Source organism: Enterobacter cloacae complex sp. IR5450, assembly GCF_049238665.1.
Lineage (GTDB): Bacteria > Pseudomonadota > Gammaproteobacteria > Enterobacterales > Enterobacteriaceae > Enterobacter > Enterobacter hormaechei_C.
Window position 1 is genome coordinate 93,709 of record NZ_JBMKIC010000002.1, and the last position, 17,775, is coordinate 111,483.

15 protein-coding genes are annotated in these 17,775 nt (G+C 45.2%); all 15 read right to left on the minus strand.

All coding sequences use genetic code 11. The features are described 5' to 3' along the window. Nucleotides 1-24: 24 nt before the first annotated feature. The 15 genes from gndA to wcaJ all read right to left on the minus strand — a co-directional run bounded on the left by gndA (nucleotide 25) and on the right by wcaJ (nucleotide 17,768). Nucleotides 25-1,431 (minus strand): NADP-dependent phosphogluconate dehydrogenase, encoded by a 1,407-nt coding sequence (gene gndA, locus ACOTYB_RS02810; protein ID WP_023303973.1) that lies wholly within the window; start codon nucleotides 1,429-1,431, stop codon nucleotides 25-27. A 160-nt stretch (nucleotides 1,432-1,591) separates the two neighbouring features. Continuing rightward, the gene (galE, locus tag ACOTYB_RS02815) at nucleotides 1,592-2,608 is read right to left on the minus strand and encodes a UDP-glucose 4-epimerase GalE (protein ID WP_126525112.1); all 1,017 of its coding nucleotides are present in this window, start codon (nucleotides 2,606-2,608) and stop codon (nucleotides 1,592-1,594) included. Between the two features lie 41 nt (nucleotides 2,609-2,649). After that, complete coding sequence (locus tag ACOTYB_RS02820; protein ID WP_126490548.1) at nucleotides 2,650-3,687, minus strand: glycosyltransferase; 1,038 nt, start codon at nucleotides 3,685-3,687, stop codon at nucleotides 2,650-2,652. A gap of 41 nt (nucleotides 3,688-3,728) precedes the next feature. Next, entirely contained in the window at nucleotides 3,729-4,613 is an 885-nt protein-coding gene (locus ACOTYB_RS02825) for a glycosyltransferase family 2 protein (RefSeq protein ID WP_126525113.1), read from the minus strand. Then, the gene (locus ACOTYB_RS02830; RefSeq protein WP_409248743.1) at nucleotides 4,573-5,805 is read right to left on the minus strand and encodes an O-antigen ligase family protein; all 1,233 of its coding nucleotides are present in this window, start codon (nucleotides 5,803-5,805) and stop codon (nucleotides 4,573-4,575) included. Before ACOTYB_RS02830 ends, ACOTYB_RS02825 begins: the two co-directional genes overlap by 41 nt. Next, on the minus strand, nucleotides 5,805-6,374 hold the full coding sequence (locus ACOTYB_RS02835) for an acyltransferase (protein ID WP_126490551.1): 570 nt from the start codon (nucleotides 6,372-6,374) through the stop codon (nucleotides 5,805-5,807). Before ACOTYB_RS02835 ends, ACOTYB_RS02830 begins: the two co-directional genes overlap by 1 nt. A 2-nt stretch (nucleotides 6,375-6,376) precedes the next feature. After that, nucleotides 6,377-7,609, minus strand: a complete 1,233-nt coding sequence (locus ACOTYB_RS02840; RefSeq protein WP_126525115.1) for a polysaccharide biosynthesis C-terminal domain-containing protein — start codon at nucleotides 7,607-7,609, stop codon at nucleotides 6,377-6,379. Next, complete coding sequence (locus ACOTYB_RS02845; protein WP_126525116.1) at nucleotides 7,596-8,519, minus strand: hypothetical protein; 924 nt, start codon at nucleotides 8,517-8,519, stop codon at nucleotides 7,596-7,598. Before ACOTYB_RS02845 ends, ACOTYB_RS02840 begins: the two co-directional genes overlap by 14 nt. Nucleotides 8,520-8,676: 157 nt before the next feature. Then, entirely contained in the window at nucleotides 8,677-9,576 is a 900-nt protein-coding gene (gene galF, locus ACOTYB_RS02850; protein ID WP_126525117.1) for a UTP--glucose-1-phosphate uridylyltransferase GalF, read from the minus strand. Between the two features lie 215 nt (nucleotides 9,577-9,791). Beyond that, the gene (locus ACOTYB_RS02855; RefSeq protein WP_045337622.1) at nucleotides 9,792-10,787 is read right to left on the minus strand and encodes an NAD-dependent epimerase/dehydratase family protein; all 996 of its coding nucleotides are present in this window, start codon (nucleotides 10,785-10,787) and stop codon (nucleotides 9,792-9,794) included. Between the two features lie 189 nt (nucleotides 10,788-10,976). Continuing rightward, nucleotides 10,977-12,368 (minus strand): colanic acid biosynthesis protein WcaM, encoded by a 1,392-nt coding sequence (wcaM, locus tag ACOTYB_RS02860; protein WP_421765741.1) that lies wholly within the window; start codon nucleotides 12,366-12,368, stop codon nucleotides 10,977-10,979. Nucleotides 12,369-12,380: 12 nt separating this feature from the next. After that, the gene (gene wcaL / locus ACOTYB_RS02865; RefSeq protein WP_023314466.1) at nucleotides 12,381-13,601 is read right to left on the minus strand and encodes a colanic acid biosynthesis glycosyltransferase WcaL; all 1,221 of its coding nucleotides are present in this window, start codon (nucleotides 13,599-13,601) and stop codon (nucleotides 12,381-12,383) included. Further along, nucleotides 13,598-14,878 (minus strand): colanic acid biosynthesis pyruvyl transferase WcaK, encoded by a 1,281-nt coding sequence (wcaK, locus tag ACOTYB_RS02870; protein WP_063979043.1) that lies wholly within the window; start codon nucleotides 14,876-14,878, stop codon nucleotides 13,598-13,600. The genes wcaL and wcaK overlap by 4 nt, the downstream gene beginning before the upstream one ends. Before the next feature lie 15 nt (nucleotides 14,879-14,893). Further along, a complete protein-coding gene (gene wzxC / locus ACOTYB_RS02875; RefSeq protein ID WP_003863527.1) occupies nucleotides 14,894-16,372 on the minus strand; it encodes a colanic acid undecaprenyl disphosphate flippase WzxC in 1,479 nt (492 codons plus the stop codon). 1 nt (nucleotide 16,373) lies between these two features. Beyond that, complete coding sequence (gene wcaJ / locus ACOTYB_RS02880; RefSeq protein ID WP_214623727.1) at nucleotides 16,374-17,768, minus strand: undecaprenyl-phosphate glucose phosphotransferase; 1,395 nt, start codon at nucleotides 17,766-17,768, stop codon at nucleotides 16,374-16,376. Nucleotides 17,769-17,775: the final 7 nt, after the last annotated feature.

Sequence of the window (17,775 nt, forward strand, 5' to 3'; positions counted from 1 at the left end):
CTTGATGGCATGGCTAACCGTATATTAATCCAGCCATTCGGTGTGGAACACACCTTCTTTATCCGTACGCTTATAGGTATGCGCACCGAAGTAGTCACGCTGTGCCTGAATCAGGTTCGCTGGCAGAACGGCAGCACGATAGCTGTCATAGTACGCCACCGCAGCGGAGAAGGTCGGAACCGGGATACCATTCTGCACGGCGTACGCAACCACATCACGCAGCGCCTGCTGATATTCGTCAGCAATTTGCTTAAAGTAAGGTGCCAGCAGGAGGTTTGCGATACCCGCATTTTCAGCATAGGCATCGGTGATTTTTTGCAGGAACTGAGCGCGAATGATACAGCCGGCACGGAAGATCTTCGCAATCTCACCGTAGTTCAGATCCCAGTTATTCTCGTCAGATGCCGCGCGCAGCTGAGAGAAGCCCTGCGCGTAAGAGACGATTTTACCCAGATACAGCGCGCGACGGACTTTCTCAACGAACTCCGCTTTATCACCAGCGGGTTTAGCCTGAGGACCAGACAGCACCTTAGATGCCGCAACGCGCTGCTCTTTCAGAGAAGAGATATAACGTGCAAATACGGATTCGGTGATCAGGGACAATGGCTCACCCAGATCCAGAGAGCTCTGGCTGGTCCATTTACCGGTACCTTTGTTCGCAGCTTCATCCAGAATCACATCAACCAGGTATTTACCCTCTTCATCTTTCTTGGTGAAGATATCTTTGGTGATGTCGATCAGGTAGCTGTTCAGCTCGCCTTTGTTCCACTCGGTAAAGGTCTCTGCGAGCTCCTCGTTGGAGAGGTTCAGGCCACCCTTCAGCAGAGAGTAGGCTTCAGCAATCAGCTGCATGTCGCCATATTCAATGCCGTTGTGAACCATTTTCACGTAATGACCAGCGCCATCAGGACCGATATAGGTTACACACGGCTCTCCGTCTTCAGCTACGGCTGCGATTTTAGTCAGGATAGGCGCGACCAGTTCGTACGCTTCTTTCTGACCGCCAGGCATGATGGATGGACCTTTCAGAGCGCCCTCTTCACCGCCGGATACGCCGGTACCAATGAAGTTGAAGCCTTCAGCAGACAGTTCACGGTTACGACGAATGGTGTCCTGGAAGAAGGTGTTGCCGCCATCGATAATGATGTCGCCTTTATCCAGATACGGTTTCAGTGAATCGATAGCTGCATCGGTACCTGCGCCCGCTTTCACCATTAACAGGATACGACGAGGTGTTTCCAGAGACTCAACGAACTCTTTAACCGTATAGAAAGGAACCAGCTTCTTGCCTGGATTCTCAGCGATGACTTCTTCGGTCTTATCACGGGAGCGGTTGAAAACGGAGACGGTATAACCACGGCTTTCGATGTTGAGCGCCAGGTTGCGCCCCATCACTGCCATACCGACAACGCCGATCTGTTGCTTGGACATTACATACTCCTGTCAGGTGTGGTCACCGCGACTGTTGCGCGGCTTGAAATGTGGTTGAGATGTTAACTCAGCAAAAGACTGTTGGGTAGCAGAACTGCATTATTAAATACAAAAAGGCTAATTATATAATTAAATATTTATTCTATTTAAAAATTTTCAATTATTTTTTATAGCCATCAGGGTTTGCAACTTGCCAATTCCAAGCGTCACGAAGCATATCCTCAAGAGTAAGTTCTGCGCGCCAGTGGAGTTCCTTTTGAGCTAAAGATGGATCGGACCAGCATTCAGCGATATCACCACTTCTACGCGGAGAAAACTTATAATTAATAGCTATCCCAGATATCTTTTGAAAAGTACTAATAACGTCAAGTACAGAATGACCTTGCCCTGTCCCTAAATTATAAACATTGTAATTACCATATTTACCAATGTAATCTAAAGCAGCTAAATGCCCTTTTGCGAGATCAGTGACATGAATATAATCTCTGACACCTGTTCCATCTTTAGTAGGATAATCACTGCCATATATAGAAACAATTTCATGTTTTCCAACTGCGACTTGGGAAACATAAGGGACAAGATTATTTGGAATCCCATTTGGATCTTCACCTATTCTCCCACTGAAATGCGCGCCTACGGGATTAAAGTATCTTAAAACAGTCACGTTAAACTTTTTATTACTTTTAGCATAATCTTGCAAGATTTTCTCGGCGAAAAGTTTCGATGTGCCATATGGATTAGTTGTCCCACCAATTCTATTGGACTCGCAGACAGGTATAGTTTCAGGATCGCCGTAAACTGTAGCGGATGAACTAAAAATAAAATTATTAACTCCATATCTTATTGCTTCATCAACCAAGGATATTGTTGCAACAATATTGTTTTCATAATACTCCAATGGTTTTTGAATGGATTCTGATACAGATTTCAAGCCTGCAAAGTGAATAATTGAATTAATATTCTGCTCTGTAAAAACTCTTTGTAAAAGTTTTTTATCCCTGACATCGCCTTTATAAAGCACAGGTGATTTCCCGCATAATTCTGTAATCCTTTCCAGTGACACTTGAGAAGAGTTGACAAAATTATCAATAACAACGACCTCAACACCACGCATCAGCAATTCGAGTACAGTATGAGAACCAATATAACCTGCACCACCAGTAACTAATATTTGCATATGCCCTCAGTTAAAAATAGAGTAAACAATTAATAAGTCTTTTAATTGCCATTAATTAGATAAACGTAATCATCATATTTACTAAGTAAACTGTAGCGGTCTTTTTTCTCTTCAGCATAATTTTCATACATTCTATAATCCCTGATTAAGGTCTTGAGAGCAGCGGTTAATGATTCAGGCGTATTTTGATACAAAATACCATTAGGATTATGTTCATCAATAAGTTCACTACAACCGCCCACATCACTTAGTAACATTGGTAGCCCAACTGAGGCAGCTTCAAGTGCGGACATAGGCAAACCTTCACTATCAGAAGTTAGAACAAATGCATCATACTTGTAGAAATTCTCGAAATTTTTAACCTCTCCTAGAAAATGTATGTTGCTAAAGGACTTATATTTTTCTTTGAGAGTTGGCAGCAGCGGTCCATCACCTATCATGTCAATAGATACACTATTAAACTGAGATACGACATTAAGAAGTAGATCAGGTCGTTTTGGATGGATCATCCGCCCAACAAAAACCAATTTCAGTTGGTCATGGATACTACCGCTTACTCTGGATTGTAGTGGCATGATACCATTAGTAATGGTTATTATTTTGCAATCAGAAATTCCTATTTGGCCAATTGCTTTTTCACGGTCTTTCTTTGACACGCATAGAATGTTGTTAGTAAAGAGGGATAAAAATTTTTCTATAAGGCAGAAGATTTTCGAATATCTACCGCCATTGTAAATACAGGACCAGCCATGAGAGACGTATATTGAGCGATGATTAAAATAAAGTTTAGCAAGGCGTCCATGTATACCTGCACTTGCTGAATTACTAATTACTACAGCCGCATCAATTTCTCTCAAAATTTTAGATATTTTGTAAGACGCGAGAAGTGATTTAAAAGATAAAATATCTTTGACATAAAACACATGGTCCTCTTCAAACTGTTCAGATAGCCAGCCAGGTGCTGAAGTTATAAGATAGATATCGAAGCAGTTGCTTAATAAGTCCTTCTGCTCTTTAATCCATTTTTGAGCACCGCCTACTTCTGCTTTTGTTATTATATATACTATTTTTTTTGCCATTAATTTTACTCGTTGAAGGGTTTTCTATATGTTAATAGCCATTATTTATTTAAAATTTTACCACAGGCGAGAATGCAGAATTTTTTCCAAGCAATCACTGTTTTCCAACCTAGTAGGGATATACTAATGGGAATAGTTCGAAAAATATTTTTTTCTTTTATAGCAATCAAGAATACAACGTTACTAAGATAATTAATTATATTTTCTTCGCTTAAAAGGGTTCTGTTTTTGTTTAGCCATTTTTCACAAAAATCAACAGTTGCGCCCTTTGTATGTGCATTCAATGCGCGATCTAAAATAATCCAGTGCGATAATATCTGATCTATAAAAACGAACGAAACTTCTTTTTTATATGCGTCAAAACAAAACTGAACATCCTGATGACGAGGAAGGGATTCATCAAATGTTAACATCTTTGCAGCATTTTTATTTATACTTATGGTAGATGTTTGTATAACACCATGTTCATTTAATAGATAATCGATAATATTGTTGTTAGATGGCCCAGTCTTAGGAACTATCTTTGCTTTCCCGTTTTCGATATCATTGTAGGTGCCCCTCAATGATTTGTGAAATGCAATCAAAGGCTCTTTCCCAACTTTTTCAAAAGTAGCGGAAACAACTTGTAGTTTGTTTTCACACCAAATATCATCTGCATCTAGAAAGCAAATAATTTCACCTACTGAATTTTTGATTCCTATGTTTCGTGTAACGGAAGCATTACTTTTAGTGCACAGTCTGATAAGCTTAATAGTAATTTTGTTGATGTAATTTCCTATTTTTTTTTCCAACTCAATAAGGTCATCACTTGCATCATCAATCACAAGCACTTCATACGACTTATACGTTTGGGATACAATTGCTTCTAATGTTTTTTCAATATAGCTACTTGAGTTTCTGGTGGTTATAATTATGCTTACTAACATATTTTGCGCCTTCAATAAGTCCAGCCATTGCAAATAAATAAAAATAAGTAAAACTTTTCAAGAAAAGCTGTTGAGATAGCACTAAAACGATTAAAGCGAAAAGATCAATTCCCGCAGTTCTCTTGAGTTTTTTATTATTATACCAACTTGTTAATATAACAAATACAATAAATGCGAAACCAATGATACCGAATTGATCCCAGTAAACAAATATATTATGCGTATAAGCACCCCAACGTACACCAAATCCGTCGATATCTGTTTCAGCCTGTGAACCGAAACTACCCAAAAATGGATGTTCGCCAATGATAGATAAAGAATGAAGTAACAGTTTCATCCTGCCCAAAAAAGATGCGTCATCGCTAAAATTCCCAGAGAAAATATTGTATATTCTACTATTATAATTTTCAAAGAAAGAGGGAATAAATTCAATATCAGGGATTAGTATTACAAGTGAAATTAATGCAATCAATAACCCAACGATAATAAATATCGGTTTTTCGCTTACAACCTTTTTAACATTAAAAATAAAACATAATGCTAATAAAAAACCAATCAATCCCGAACGAGCATTAAGTATAAGCAAAAAGAATAAAGTAATTAAGATAATAACTATTTTTAACGTTTTCGACGTTCTGCTTAGAGACAGCATACATATCACTGTAAATGCTAAGCTGTCGCTTACGATTTGATAGACACCAACAAATGATGGGTCTATTAATTTTGAAAAATCTATCTTAAAGGATTGTGAATCAAAAAATAAAATAGTTATGACAGCAAGACCACTATACATGAGAATTAAAGAATATAATCCAACACGTGTTCTAAAAAAATCATAACCTTTTTTGAATATAAAATAACAACACAATGAGATAATAAAGAAAGGGGAATAATATCTCAAAGCGGATATATAGCGTCCGTCTTCAGTATAAGAATAAAGGTTGCTATGTAAAATTATTATTACAAAGAACCACACAAAGGAAGCTAAAATTAGGTAGTCATCTAACGATACACTAATATTTCCGCGATACAATGCTGTGAACATAATGCATAGCAGCAAAAACAAACCAAACCCAATAACCACGAAACTAATGGGGTAAAAAGTAAGTAATCCAAAAAGAGAAAATAAAGTTAAAATAGGTGAAATTACCAATATCAATAGAATATATAATTTTGATAATGTCGCAAGCATTATGACTTCCCACGATATTTTATAATACGTGCAGGAACCCCAGCAGCAACCACCATATCAGGAATGACGTTTGTAACTATAGCGCCTGCTCCTACTGCTGTATTATTACCTATATCATTCATAATGACTGCATGTGTACCGATCCATAAATTATTTCCTAACTGTACAGTTCGATATTCAGCCTTACTTTCACCAAACGTGTTTTTTATATCATTTATATCATGGTGTTTTGCCCCACTCATTATTGACACTCTCGCGGCGAGAATAACATCATTACCTAAGACACATTTACTTAAAATACAAAACTCTTCTATAGTACAATTATTTCCTATTATAACATCGGGGTACACTATATACGCGCCCCAAAAAACTCTCAAATTTTTCCCACATGATTTTAAAGATAGTTCATAATAAAACTGTCTGATTAGCAACCCAATTACCCCTGGAAAAAAAGCTAATAATTGCGTAGAGGTTTTGTAATTTATTAATTTGAATTTATACAATATATATATAAACAAACTAACTGGAGAAAAAATATATTTAATAATATAAGAAATATTTCTTTTCATGTTTATTTTACCCTGACTGTAAATATGGCCTTTAATTGTAATTTGAATAACTCCCTGGTTAACTTATCGAAAATATTTAACAGTACTCCCATAATCATTTGCGTAATTAAATAACCCCAGACAGCCGCCATAACTCCTAACTTAGGAATAAATAGCATATTCCAAACGACGTTAAATGAAAGAGCAATAAGTGTTCTGATTAAGCGTTTGTTTGAATAATTATTAAAGAAGAGATATTGCGAATTAATGGCTGCCAATCCCGAAAAAAGTATTGAAAGCATCCCGACATCTAGGATAGATATCAGTTTTACGGATAAGTCAGGGAAAATATAAATAATAACAAATCGACCAGCTATAAAATACCCAACATAAATAAATAGACCGATATAAATAGCACCGCGATAGGCTTTTAAGAGTGCGTTTTGTATATCTATATTGTTTCCATTGTTCTTAGCATTACCAATCGCTGAATACATACCAGTAACATATGCGGATTGAAGATAACCTGCAGCGAGGATCATACTTGCGGATAAAGCATATACGCCCAATGTCTTAACACCTAAGTAATGTTCAACAATCATTTGATCAAACCGATAAAATAACATAACTGATAATGACGATATTCCGACCGGTAACGATAAATTAATAATGGATTTAACAACACGCAAATTTATTTTTTTTACTTCAAAAACCCCTTTAATAGATAAATATAAAATAAATGTTGTAACCATCGTCTCAAACAACGTAGTACACATAAACACAATGAATCCGAAATTCAATACTAAAAATTTTAGTAAAATAAAAAGCAAACTGATACAAATCAAAGTAAGTATTGTTTTATATTTATTTGGTTTATCAAGGATAATTAGCAACAAATAGAAACAATTCCAGATATACGTCCAAGATAAAAGTGAAACAATCCAGAAATCAATTCCAGCTCGTTTCCAAAATAATACCAAACAACAACAGAAGAAAGCTAATCCACTTAAAACCATCCTTATATGAAGCAGTGCAAATGGTAATTTATTTCCTTCTGCAATACATTTCACGAAATAATCATCTAAACCTAATGATAATGCCACGCCAAATATATTTACAATAGCAAAATAATAAGCATATTCACCGTAAATCTCGATACCATATGCTTTAGTAATCATAACAGACACTAAAAAACCAAGACCTGTGCGTAGTAACCTTTCGGCACTAAAAAGAGCTGTATTTTTAAATAGATTCATTATTAGTTAATTTTTTTGTTATATTTAAATGGGATATAATAGAGGTCCACTCAGGGGCTACGTAACTCCCATCATTGAAGATGTAAATAAATTCATCACCAATGATTTTATAATTTAAGTTATTATTAATAACAAAATCCATTACCCATTTATATTTATTACTTATAACATCTTTACCTAACGTAAGATACTCAATTAATTTAGTGGAGGTCTGCCGATTATATGGGTAAACGTCAGGCACATAATTTATACATACTCTAACATCGGTGAGAAGAGACGGTATTTCAGATTGCTCAACTTTCCCAGCAAATTTAATATTAAAATCATTTTCATATCTAGTCATTAAATAATCTGGAGACGTGCCGATGAGTAGTATACTCTTTCCTTTCATTATTTTTGAATCAAGAAAATTCTCTAGTTTCCGCTCAGCTGACATACTACCCACATAGGCGAAATCATAGTTCACGACTGATTTATCAGGATTTATGCTACGATTCTGGATGAAAACATCGGATACCCCCATATCTCTTAACTCGCCAAGCACACCATTTATTGCCATTTTTGATTGTATAAAATCGTTAAGGAATATCTGGTAATCAGGGCGGTGACTGCAATTATGCTTAATTAAATCTTTTATTAATTTTATAAATTTATATTTACCCGTAGATAAGGAGGCGTATTCATGGATTAAATAACTTTTACAGTTAACCTGATTAATAAATCGCGGTCTATTGTAAAAATGAGTACCCATGATATGCCATTCAACGTACATTTCTGTCTTTTCTATAGTCCGTGGCATTACCTTCAAATTTTTAAAACATACGATACCTTGCATAGAAAAATAAGCAATATAATGATTTATTTCAGGAAGATTTTCATGTTGGGGAAAAATAAAATTAATAATAGTCATTTTGATCGAGCTCAAAAAAGCGACGCTACCGCCCTTGGCTTAACAGTTACCAATGTACTGGATATGAGTAACCTCGCAGTGGAGGTATTGGTAGTTCGAACATTTTTCCAAAAAGATTCGGTGGCACGACCTCACCACCGAACCTTAAGCAGATATGTTAACTGCTTTTGTTTAACAAATTAAAGACAAATTCACGTAATTTCTGCCCTTCTTTCATGTTTCGCAATCCATAGTTCACAAACGCCTGCATATACCCCATTTTCTTACCGCAGTCATAGCTATCGCCGGTCATCAGCATCGCATCAACCGACTGCTTCTTCGCCAGCTCAGCAATCGCATCGGTCAGTTGGATACGGTCCCAGGCACCCGGCTCAGTTTTTTCCAGCTCAGCCCAGATATCCGCATTCAGCACATAACGGCCGACTGCCATCAGGTCGGAGTCCAGGGTCTGCGGCTGATCGGGTTTTTCGATAAACTCAACGATACGGCTCACCTGCCCTTCCGTCTCCAGTGGCTCTTTAGTCTGAATAACAGAATACTCGGAGAGATCGCCCTTCATACGTTTCGCCAGCACCTGGCTACGGCCCGTCTCGTTGAAGCGTGCGACCATTGCCGCCAGATTATAACGCAGCGGATCGGCAGAAGCGTTATCAATAATGATATCCGGCAGAACAACGATGAACGGGTTATCACCCACCACCGGACGCGCGCACAGGATGGAGTGGCCCAGACCCAGCGGCTGCGCCTGACGCACGTTCATGATGGTCACGCCAGGAGGACAGATAGACTGAACTTCTGCCAGAAGCTGACGCTTAACGCGCTGCTCAAGCAGCGCTTCGAGTTCATAAGAGGTGTCGAAGTGGTTCTCAACAGCATTCTTCGAAGAGTGCGTCACCAGAACGATTTCTTTAATCCCAGCAGCAACAATCTCGTCGACGATGTATTGAATCATCGGCTTGTCAACGATCGGCAGCATCTCTTTAGGAATGGCTTTTGTGGCGGGCAACATGTGCATGCCCAGGCCCGCTACCGGTATAACTGCTTTCAAATTGGTCATTTTATCTTCCACCTTAAAATGGTTGACGAAGTATAGACCTAATCAGGAAAATTGCCCGATTAAGAGGTCTACTACGTCTTATGCAAATCACGTTTCGCGTTAAAACTCACATTACCAAACATGAGTATGCATTAAGTGTGACCCAGAATTATCGGAAACCCTGTCGCGAAAATCGCACAGCCCTCTGTTTCCGACAAATCGCAACCTTTGAGGCATTATTCAGATACAAACGTGATGTCATCTTTCTTCTCATGAACGAACTCATACTTCAGCGTACGGTCCAGACCTTGAGATAAGGTATAAGGCGCTTTAAATCCAGAGCTATGTACCTTGGTCGCGTCAAACTGTGTAGTTGCACAGAATTTCTTCACACGCACAGAGCTTATTGCATATTTTTTCCCGGTAACTTTGCTAAGAATATCAAAGCAATACCCACCTAACATTCCAAGCGGGTAAGGGAGATGAACTGAAGGGATTTTTTTATTGAGACTCTTCTCAACTTCTGAAACTAGCTGATTCATGTTCAGGTCTGGTTTGTCTACATAGTTGTAGACATCATAACCCGGCTTAACATTGGTCAGCTTAAATTTGATAAATTCAACAATGTTACCGACATAAGCCATTGACTTATAGTTGGTTCCAGCGCCTACCATGGCGAATTTACCCCCTGCAATTTGCTTAAGCAGGTTGTACACATTGCCACGGTTACGCTCACCAAAGATGACCGTAGGCCGGACAATTGTCAGGGATCTTTCCTCTGGAGCTTTATTAAACCACTCGCGCAGAACTTCTTCCGCTTGCCATTTGCTTTTGCCGTAATGGTTGAAAGGATCATGGGGATGGGATTCGTCAGGGTTCACTTTGTTAAGACCATACACAGCCACAGAACTGGTAAAAATAATGTTCTTAACGTTATTTTTTTCCATAGCAGACAATACGTTACGAGTACCCTGTACGTTTACATCATAGTATAGCGATGTTGGGCTAACGTCATCACGGTGCTCAGCGGCGAGCAGCACGACAGTTTCAAAACCAGCAAGCGCCTGATCGAGTTGATCCTGATTACGAACATCACCGGAGACAGTAATATCCGGATAAAAATGACTCTGCTGTTTGTCGAAGTTAGTAACATCAAAATCAGTCTTGGAAATCTCGATTAAACGAGTGCCGACAAAACCAGACGCGCCAATAAACAAAACCTTATCGTTCATAATCCACTCAATGCGTTATGTGTGTTTGGCGAACCTCTGGCAATCGCTTCTTTCCCTGAGGTAGCGCTGTTGATTAAACAAATCTTGCAAAGTAATTTCAGGGATTATAAACCTTAAAACCGCTGAATTCAGTAACAAATTTTTAGGGGTTACATCAGATTGAATGGCATACGCCTAAGGCTTCCACCGTCACCTGTGCGGCAGCGCAAAATTCAACCGTTCCGTATTCACCACGTGTTGATCGACCCGATCAATATCCACCGAACTCTGCCCCTTTTCATTAACCGCTTTTATGTTCGCAAGCGACAACAGCGTCTCGTTTTTGGCCATAAACTTCCCGCGCACGTCTTTGCGCAAGTCGAAGTTCATCTTAAGCGCAGGCCCCGTCGTTGACTCCTGCATCACGTTGATATTGCGCAAGAAAAGGTGCTGTGGCTTGTTGTGCAGCTCAAGTGTTGCCCGCTGCATGTTGACGTTGGTGATGGCAACAAACGACGTGGCATTGCCGGAGGAAATCTGTATCCCGCGCAGCTTATAGGCAAGCTGTCGGTTATCCAGGAGAATATCGTTAAGTTTGAAGTTTTGCGGTATCGACAGATAATCGCCCTTGATCACGCCATACCCGATTAACATTCCGGCGCTGTTCACCATATCGATATTATCGATAACGAAATTATCACAACCATAAATAGCTACCGTTGCGTTATCAATTCCGGCCTTTTTACTGAAGTCGGGAGTAATATTGCTGGCCTTGATATTACGGATCACAAAGTGTTTACCGTTTTCAACATGCACCAGCTGCCGACAGTTGCTGCCGGTGATATTCGCCACCACGAAGTTTTTAACGGTCTGCTGTTCCGGATAGTCATTCTCGTACGTGCTGCCAGCCAGCCCAATGCCTATGCCCCAGTTGATCTTGCCGTTTGTGCAGTTGATGTTATCGATCACGTGGTCAGAGATCAGGATGTTACGGTCGTTAATCGCCACGTTCCACTCAATCGCGTCACCCTGCAAATGACTGAATTTGCTGTTGGTAATGCGCGCACCATCCACCTGATTATGGAAACCCTGGCGCAGAATGGCGTAGTTGGCCTGGCTCACGACAATGCGATCGATAAGCAGGTTACGCATCACTCTCGGCTTTTTACCGCCAATGTAGATCTGGGTGACGGGGCCGAAGCCGCTCATCGCCAGCCCTTTAATGACACAGTCGGAGCCACGCACGTCCAGCGTAATGTTATGCGTGCGCCCCTCTCCTTCCCCAATGACCTTGCAGCCTTCCTGGAGCACAAACCGCCCACGGCCGTTGCCCTTCAGCGCACCGCGGATCAGCAGGGTTTTGCCATCAGGAATGAAAATGCCGGTATTGATGTTTTCACAGGTTAACCCGGCGGGAACAACAACGGTATCGCCCTCGGTAAATGCCTGCTTAAAGGCGGCGATCCAGTCGTTATTGTTGTAGCGATCGACAGAAACCGTCTTCCCGGTCGCCGCCCGCGCAGCGCGGGGCGACAGCAGCGGCATGGCAGCCAGGACGGATAAAGAAGAGACAAATCGGCGTCGGGTAATCTTTTTCAGCATACAACCTCAGCGTTACAGCGTTTGCAGCAGGCTCGCTAACTGGCGATTAATCACCTGCTGATTGAATTCTGCTTCAACTTTTTGCCGCGCATTTTGCAGCACAGGGATCAGCGTCTGCTGATCGATATTGCTGAACGCGGCCAGACGATCCGCCAGCGCCAGCGCATTGTTTTCAGGGACCAGCCAGCCGGAATGCTCAGAGGTGATCAGCTCCGGGATCCCGCTGTGCAGGGTCGAGACTACCGGAATGCCGACCGCCATCGCCTCCATCAGCGCCACGGGAATGCCTTCCATATCGCCGTCGGCGCCGGTTACGGAAGGCAGCAGGAACACATCCGCGTCATCAAGCATGGCTTTCACTTCGTGGCTCGGCTTGAAGCCCGGCATCTCGACCACGTCTTCCAGCTGATACTGTTCAATCAGCGTGCGCAGGCGACGCTCCCACGGCCCGATACCCAGGATGCGGTAGTGGAAGTCCACACCACGCGCCTTCAGCTGGCGACAGGCTTCGATGGCTACGTGCAGCCCTTTCTTTTCGGTCAGGCGGGCAACAGAGATAATTTGCAGCGGCTTGCCCGGCACCTTAACCGGTCGCTGAGTGAAACGTTCCATATCCACGCCCATGCGTGAAACGGTGATTTTCTCGCTCGGGCACCCCATGGTTTTCAGGCGCCCGGCCCACAGGTTGCTTATCGGTAGCATCATGTCGCCACGGCGAAACAGCTGCTGATATTCCGGTGTGTAGTGGTTCAGCACTTCCCGGCTGGAGATGTCGATACCGTGGAAAATGGTTGCGATTTTGCCGTCAATCACCCCCAGCTCACGCAGTTTTGCCGCCGTTACGCCCGCCGGGCCAAAGTGGGCGATAAAGACATCGGCCCGGTACGGCTGGGCCGTTTGCCCGCAAATGGCGGATAAGATCAGGTTGCGGGCCTCCGCCCCATAGCGCGACATATTCAGCGCCCGCCACGTCGAGGCGCGATGCAGGCCGCGCAGCGTCTGTCCGGCGCGATGGCGCAATTTGTTCATCCGTCCGGCGGGTTCATCCTGCAACCAGCGGGTTTTTGCCTCCAGCCCATACCGGGTATACGCCGCATGGGTGTTTTGCGTATCGCCCTTTTGCAGGGCGATAATCTCCACGTCATACCCCATATCGATAAACGCGGTGATTTGGTTCAGCACAAAAGTTTCAGACGACAGCGGAAATTTCAGTAAGAAGAAACCAACCTTCATTTCCCCTCCCGGACGCGGTCGAGTACGGATTTCACCATGCCAATACCTTTTTCGCGTTCGGCTTTTACCGCCACCGCCAGACGTTCGTTGATCGCATGCAACTGGCCGAGCGTGTCGCCCACCATCGCACCCAGCGATCCGTCCAGCAGATGACGAATATCGACGGCCATTTCAGGCATACCGAGCTGCTGCATAATGCCCGCGGACTTGTGTTCGTAGTTGATGGCGATGGCTGGCGTGCCGAAGTTCATCGAGATAATAGCCGAGTGCAGACGCGTGCCCACGGTCAGGTCGCAGGCAGAGAGCAGCTTGCCCATCTCCAGGTCGTTTAGCTCGTCCATCACCACGTGATAGCGGGACGGATCGTTCACCAGGTTGCGCAGGTTGAGCGCCACCATACGGTCATCTTTGTTGTAGCTGTCGATACCGGTACAGGTGGAGAGCGCCAGCACCTGGTAACCGCTGTCCAGCACGCGGTTCACCACGTCGGCAAAGGCTTTCTCGTACGCCGCTTGGGTCGTGCCGAGGCGTTTATCGAACGGCGCAAGTTCACGCAGGGTAATGGCGACGGTTTTCTGCTTTGCCGCCACGTCCAGCCAGTGCTGTACCGCGTAGCTGGCCTGGAAGCTGTCATCCTGATGATCCACCAGCCAGGCGGTGTCCACACCGTGCTCCACTTTGGTGGTGTCGATTTCGCTGCGCTTCATCATGTCGAGGCTGACCGATTCACGCAGGATCAGCGCGTCGCAGTGGCCGAAGACATAGTTCGCCAGCTGGTTAAACTGCGGATCCTGGAATGGCCCGACGCTGTGGCCAATCATAAACAGCGGCTTTTTCGCCATGAATGTACAAAGCGCATGCTCAAACTGCGGCACGCCGTACAGGTCGACGAAGAACGAACCGCCCACCTGAATAATCGCGTCATAGCCGGACAGCAGACGCACAAAATCGGTAAAGCCCTGCGCGATGGCGATGTTGCGCAGCTTGCCGGTGTCGGTTACGCGAGAAAGCAGCACCTGATGCTGGTAGCGGCGACGCAGGACTTTCTTCACGCGCCCCATCACGCCCGCAGCGTTGTTGTGCTGTTTCATCTGGCTGTAGAGCGGGTCGCCCATCACCGGGCGGTTCAGTAACCAGGATGAGCTGACCGGATAACGGCTCATCACATCCACTTCTGTCTCAGGCTTAAGGGTGTTAATTGCATCCAGTAAACCGCGCAGGATGGCGCTGTCGCCACGGTTGCCGCAGGTATGGTTGCCAAGAATAAGTAATTTCATAATGGCCTCGTAAAATTAGCCTGCGCGAAGCAGCGTTTTCATTTTTTCGTTACGGCAAAACTGGCGCTTCATCTCGACCACCAGCGCATTGCGTGACAGCACAATCATCACGCCAAACGCCAGCGCGCCTGCCGCGACCTGCACCGCAAGCAGCGCCGCCAGCGGCAGATGTCCGTTGAGCACCACGCCCAGGCCGTAGCTCACCGCAAGCGTCGGTAAGGAGAGATAGAACGGCAGCCACAGGCTGAGGATGTACTGACGGTAGCTGGAGCCCAGCACCGGTTTGATCATCACGAAGTAGCTCAGCACGGTATTGACGATTTGCACCAGCAGGAAGCCGAGCGTCACGCCAATGGCGCCCGCCATGTGCCCGCCCACAATAATTGCCGGAATAAACAGGAAGGTTTTAAACACGTTGAACTTGAAGCTGATATCCACGCGCGCCTTTGCCATCAGCAGAGAACCAATCGGGTTCCCCACCGAGCGCAGCAGCCCCACGACGCACAGCAGTTGCAGGATTGGGATGATGCTGTTCCACTTCTCGCCAAACACCAGCGGTACGAAATTGCTGGCGACCACCATCAGCCCCAGCAGGACCGGGAAGTTGATGATCCCCACCACGGAGAGCAGCTTATAAAAGTTCACGCGCAGCTTCTCGGTATCGTCCTGAATTTTGGCGAACGCCGGGAACAGGACGCGGGTAATAATCGGGTTGAGCTTCATCGGCGGGACAACCGCGACGTTATACGCCAGGTTGTAGCCACCCGCGACGCTCGCGCCCAGAATGCGCGCCAGTACCAGCGTGGAGAGGTTAGTATTCACGTAGTTGATAATGCTGTCTGCCGTCAGCCACGCGCCGAAGCGCAAGTTGGATGAAACAGATGCCAGCGAAAAATGCAGCCCCGGGCGATAAATCTTACGGCCAAAAAAGCCGAACAGCAGCGTGCGCACGGCAGAGTTAACGAGGTAGCCGAGGATGGCGGTCATCGCCAGCGGCCAGAAATGGGCGCTGACCACGGTGAAGGTAAAGCCCGCCAGCACGGCGCTGGTCTCAATCATGCCGATTTTGTTGAACTCCAGCTCTTTCTGCATCAGCGCGCGGAACTGCTGCCCGTGCGGGATCACCACGAAAGCGAACGACAGGGTGCGCATCAGCGGCGCCAGGTCCGGGTTATGCAGCACGCCGGCAATCACATCGCTCAGCAGGAACACCAGCACAAAAACGAAGATACCCAGCCCGACGTTCAGCCAGTAGAGGGTGGTCAGCTCCAGATGGCTGATCTCTTTGCGCTGGATAATGGAGTTGGCGATACCAAAGTCCGACAGCGTATCGGCCAGGGCGATAATCACCAGCGAGACGGTCAGCAGACCAAACTGGTGATTATCGATAATGCGCGCCAGCACCGTCATCTGCACCAGGCCGAGGCCAATGATGACGATGGTGGCCATGGCTGACCATTTCGCACCGCTGATGGTTTTTTCTCGTAAGCTCATCTTAGTACGCCGCTTTGTTCACGAAACCTTTGAAAATGGTCAGAAAAACAATCTTGATATCGAACCAGAGGCTCCACTCGCGGATGTACTCCAGGTCGAACTCGATACGTTTTTCCATTTTTTCCAGCGTGTCGGTCTCGCCGCGCCAGCCGTTGATCTGCGCCCAGCCGGTAATGCCTGGCTTCACCTTATGGCGCAGCATGTAGCCTTCAATCAGGGTACGGTACTGCTCGTTATGGGCCACGGCGTGAGGACGAGGCCCGACGATGGACATCCCGCCGGTGAACACGTTGATGAACTGCGGCAGCTCATCGAGCGAGGTACGGCGCAGGAAGTTGCCCACGCGGGTGACGCGCGGATCGTTCTGCGTCGCCTGGGTCACCACCTTGTCGTTCTCCATCACCTTCATGGAGCGGAATTTCCACACCATGATCGGCTTACCGTCCATGCCGTAGCGGGTCTGACGGAAGATGATCGGCCCCGGCGAGCTGAGCTTCACCGCCAGCGCAATACAGCACAGCACCGGGGAGATGAGCAGCAGGATCAGAGACGAAAGCACGATATCTTCCACGCGCTTCAGCACGCGGTTAATCCCCGACAGCGGCGTGTCGTACAGCGGAACAACCGGTACCCCGTTCACCTCTTCAATACGGGAGTGGAGAATATTGAAGGTGAAGACATCCGGGATGAGGATCACCGAGCAGGTGGTATCCGCCAGCTCGCGCATCAGTTTCTTGATGCGGGATTCATCTTTCATCTGCATGGCGATGTAGACGTTATGAATTTTGCCGGTTTTCGCATCGTCAATAAGCTGTTCGTAGTTACCTGCCCAGTCGGACGGTACGCCGCCGGGCTTCGCGTCGTGATAAATCCCGACCACTTCAAAACCTAACCACGGCTCTTTGCGGAAGCTGTCGAGCAACACCTGTCCCACCGGCAGATCGCCCGCCACGGCAACGAAGCGACGGTTATACCCGCGGTTGCGCAGCCAGCCCGCGCCAAAGCGGATCAGCGAGCGGCAGACCACCATGCCAATGCTGGTTAACAGATACCAGCAGAGATAGGTCACAAGACGGTTATCAAAATCATGGCTGAACGCCACCAGGCCTGCGCTGAAAATCAGGCTTAAGGTCCAGTTCTGGAGCAGCAGCATCAGTTCGGTGGTCATTTTGACGCCGCGCCATGAACGATAGAAATCGGTCATGCCGCCGATCATCTGAAACACCACCAGCGCAATCAACGCCATCAGCAAGTGCATGTATAAGAACGACTGCCCGCTGACCCAACACACCGCCCACAGTCCGCCGACCATGATGGTGATATCAGAAAAACGCTGCACCATAGAGATTAACGATGCATTCGTTCTCGCTCGTTCGCGCTTTTTTAGATTTGTCATCGTTGTT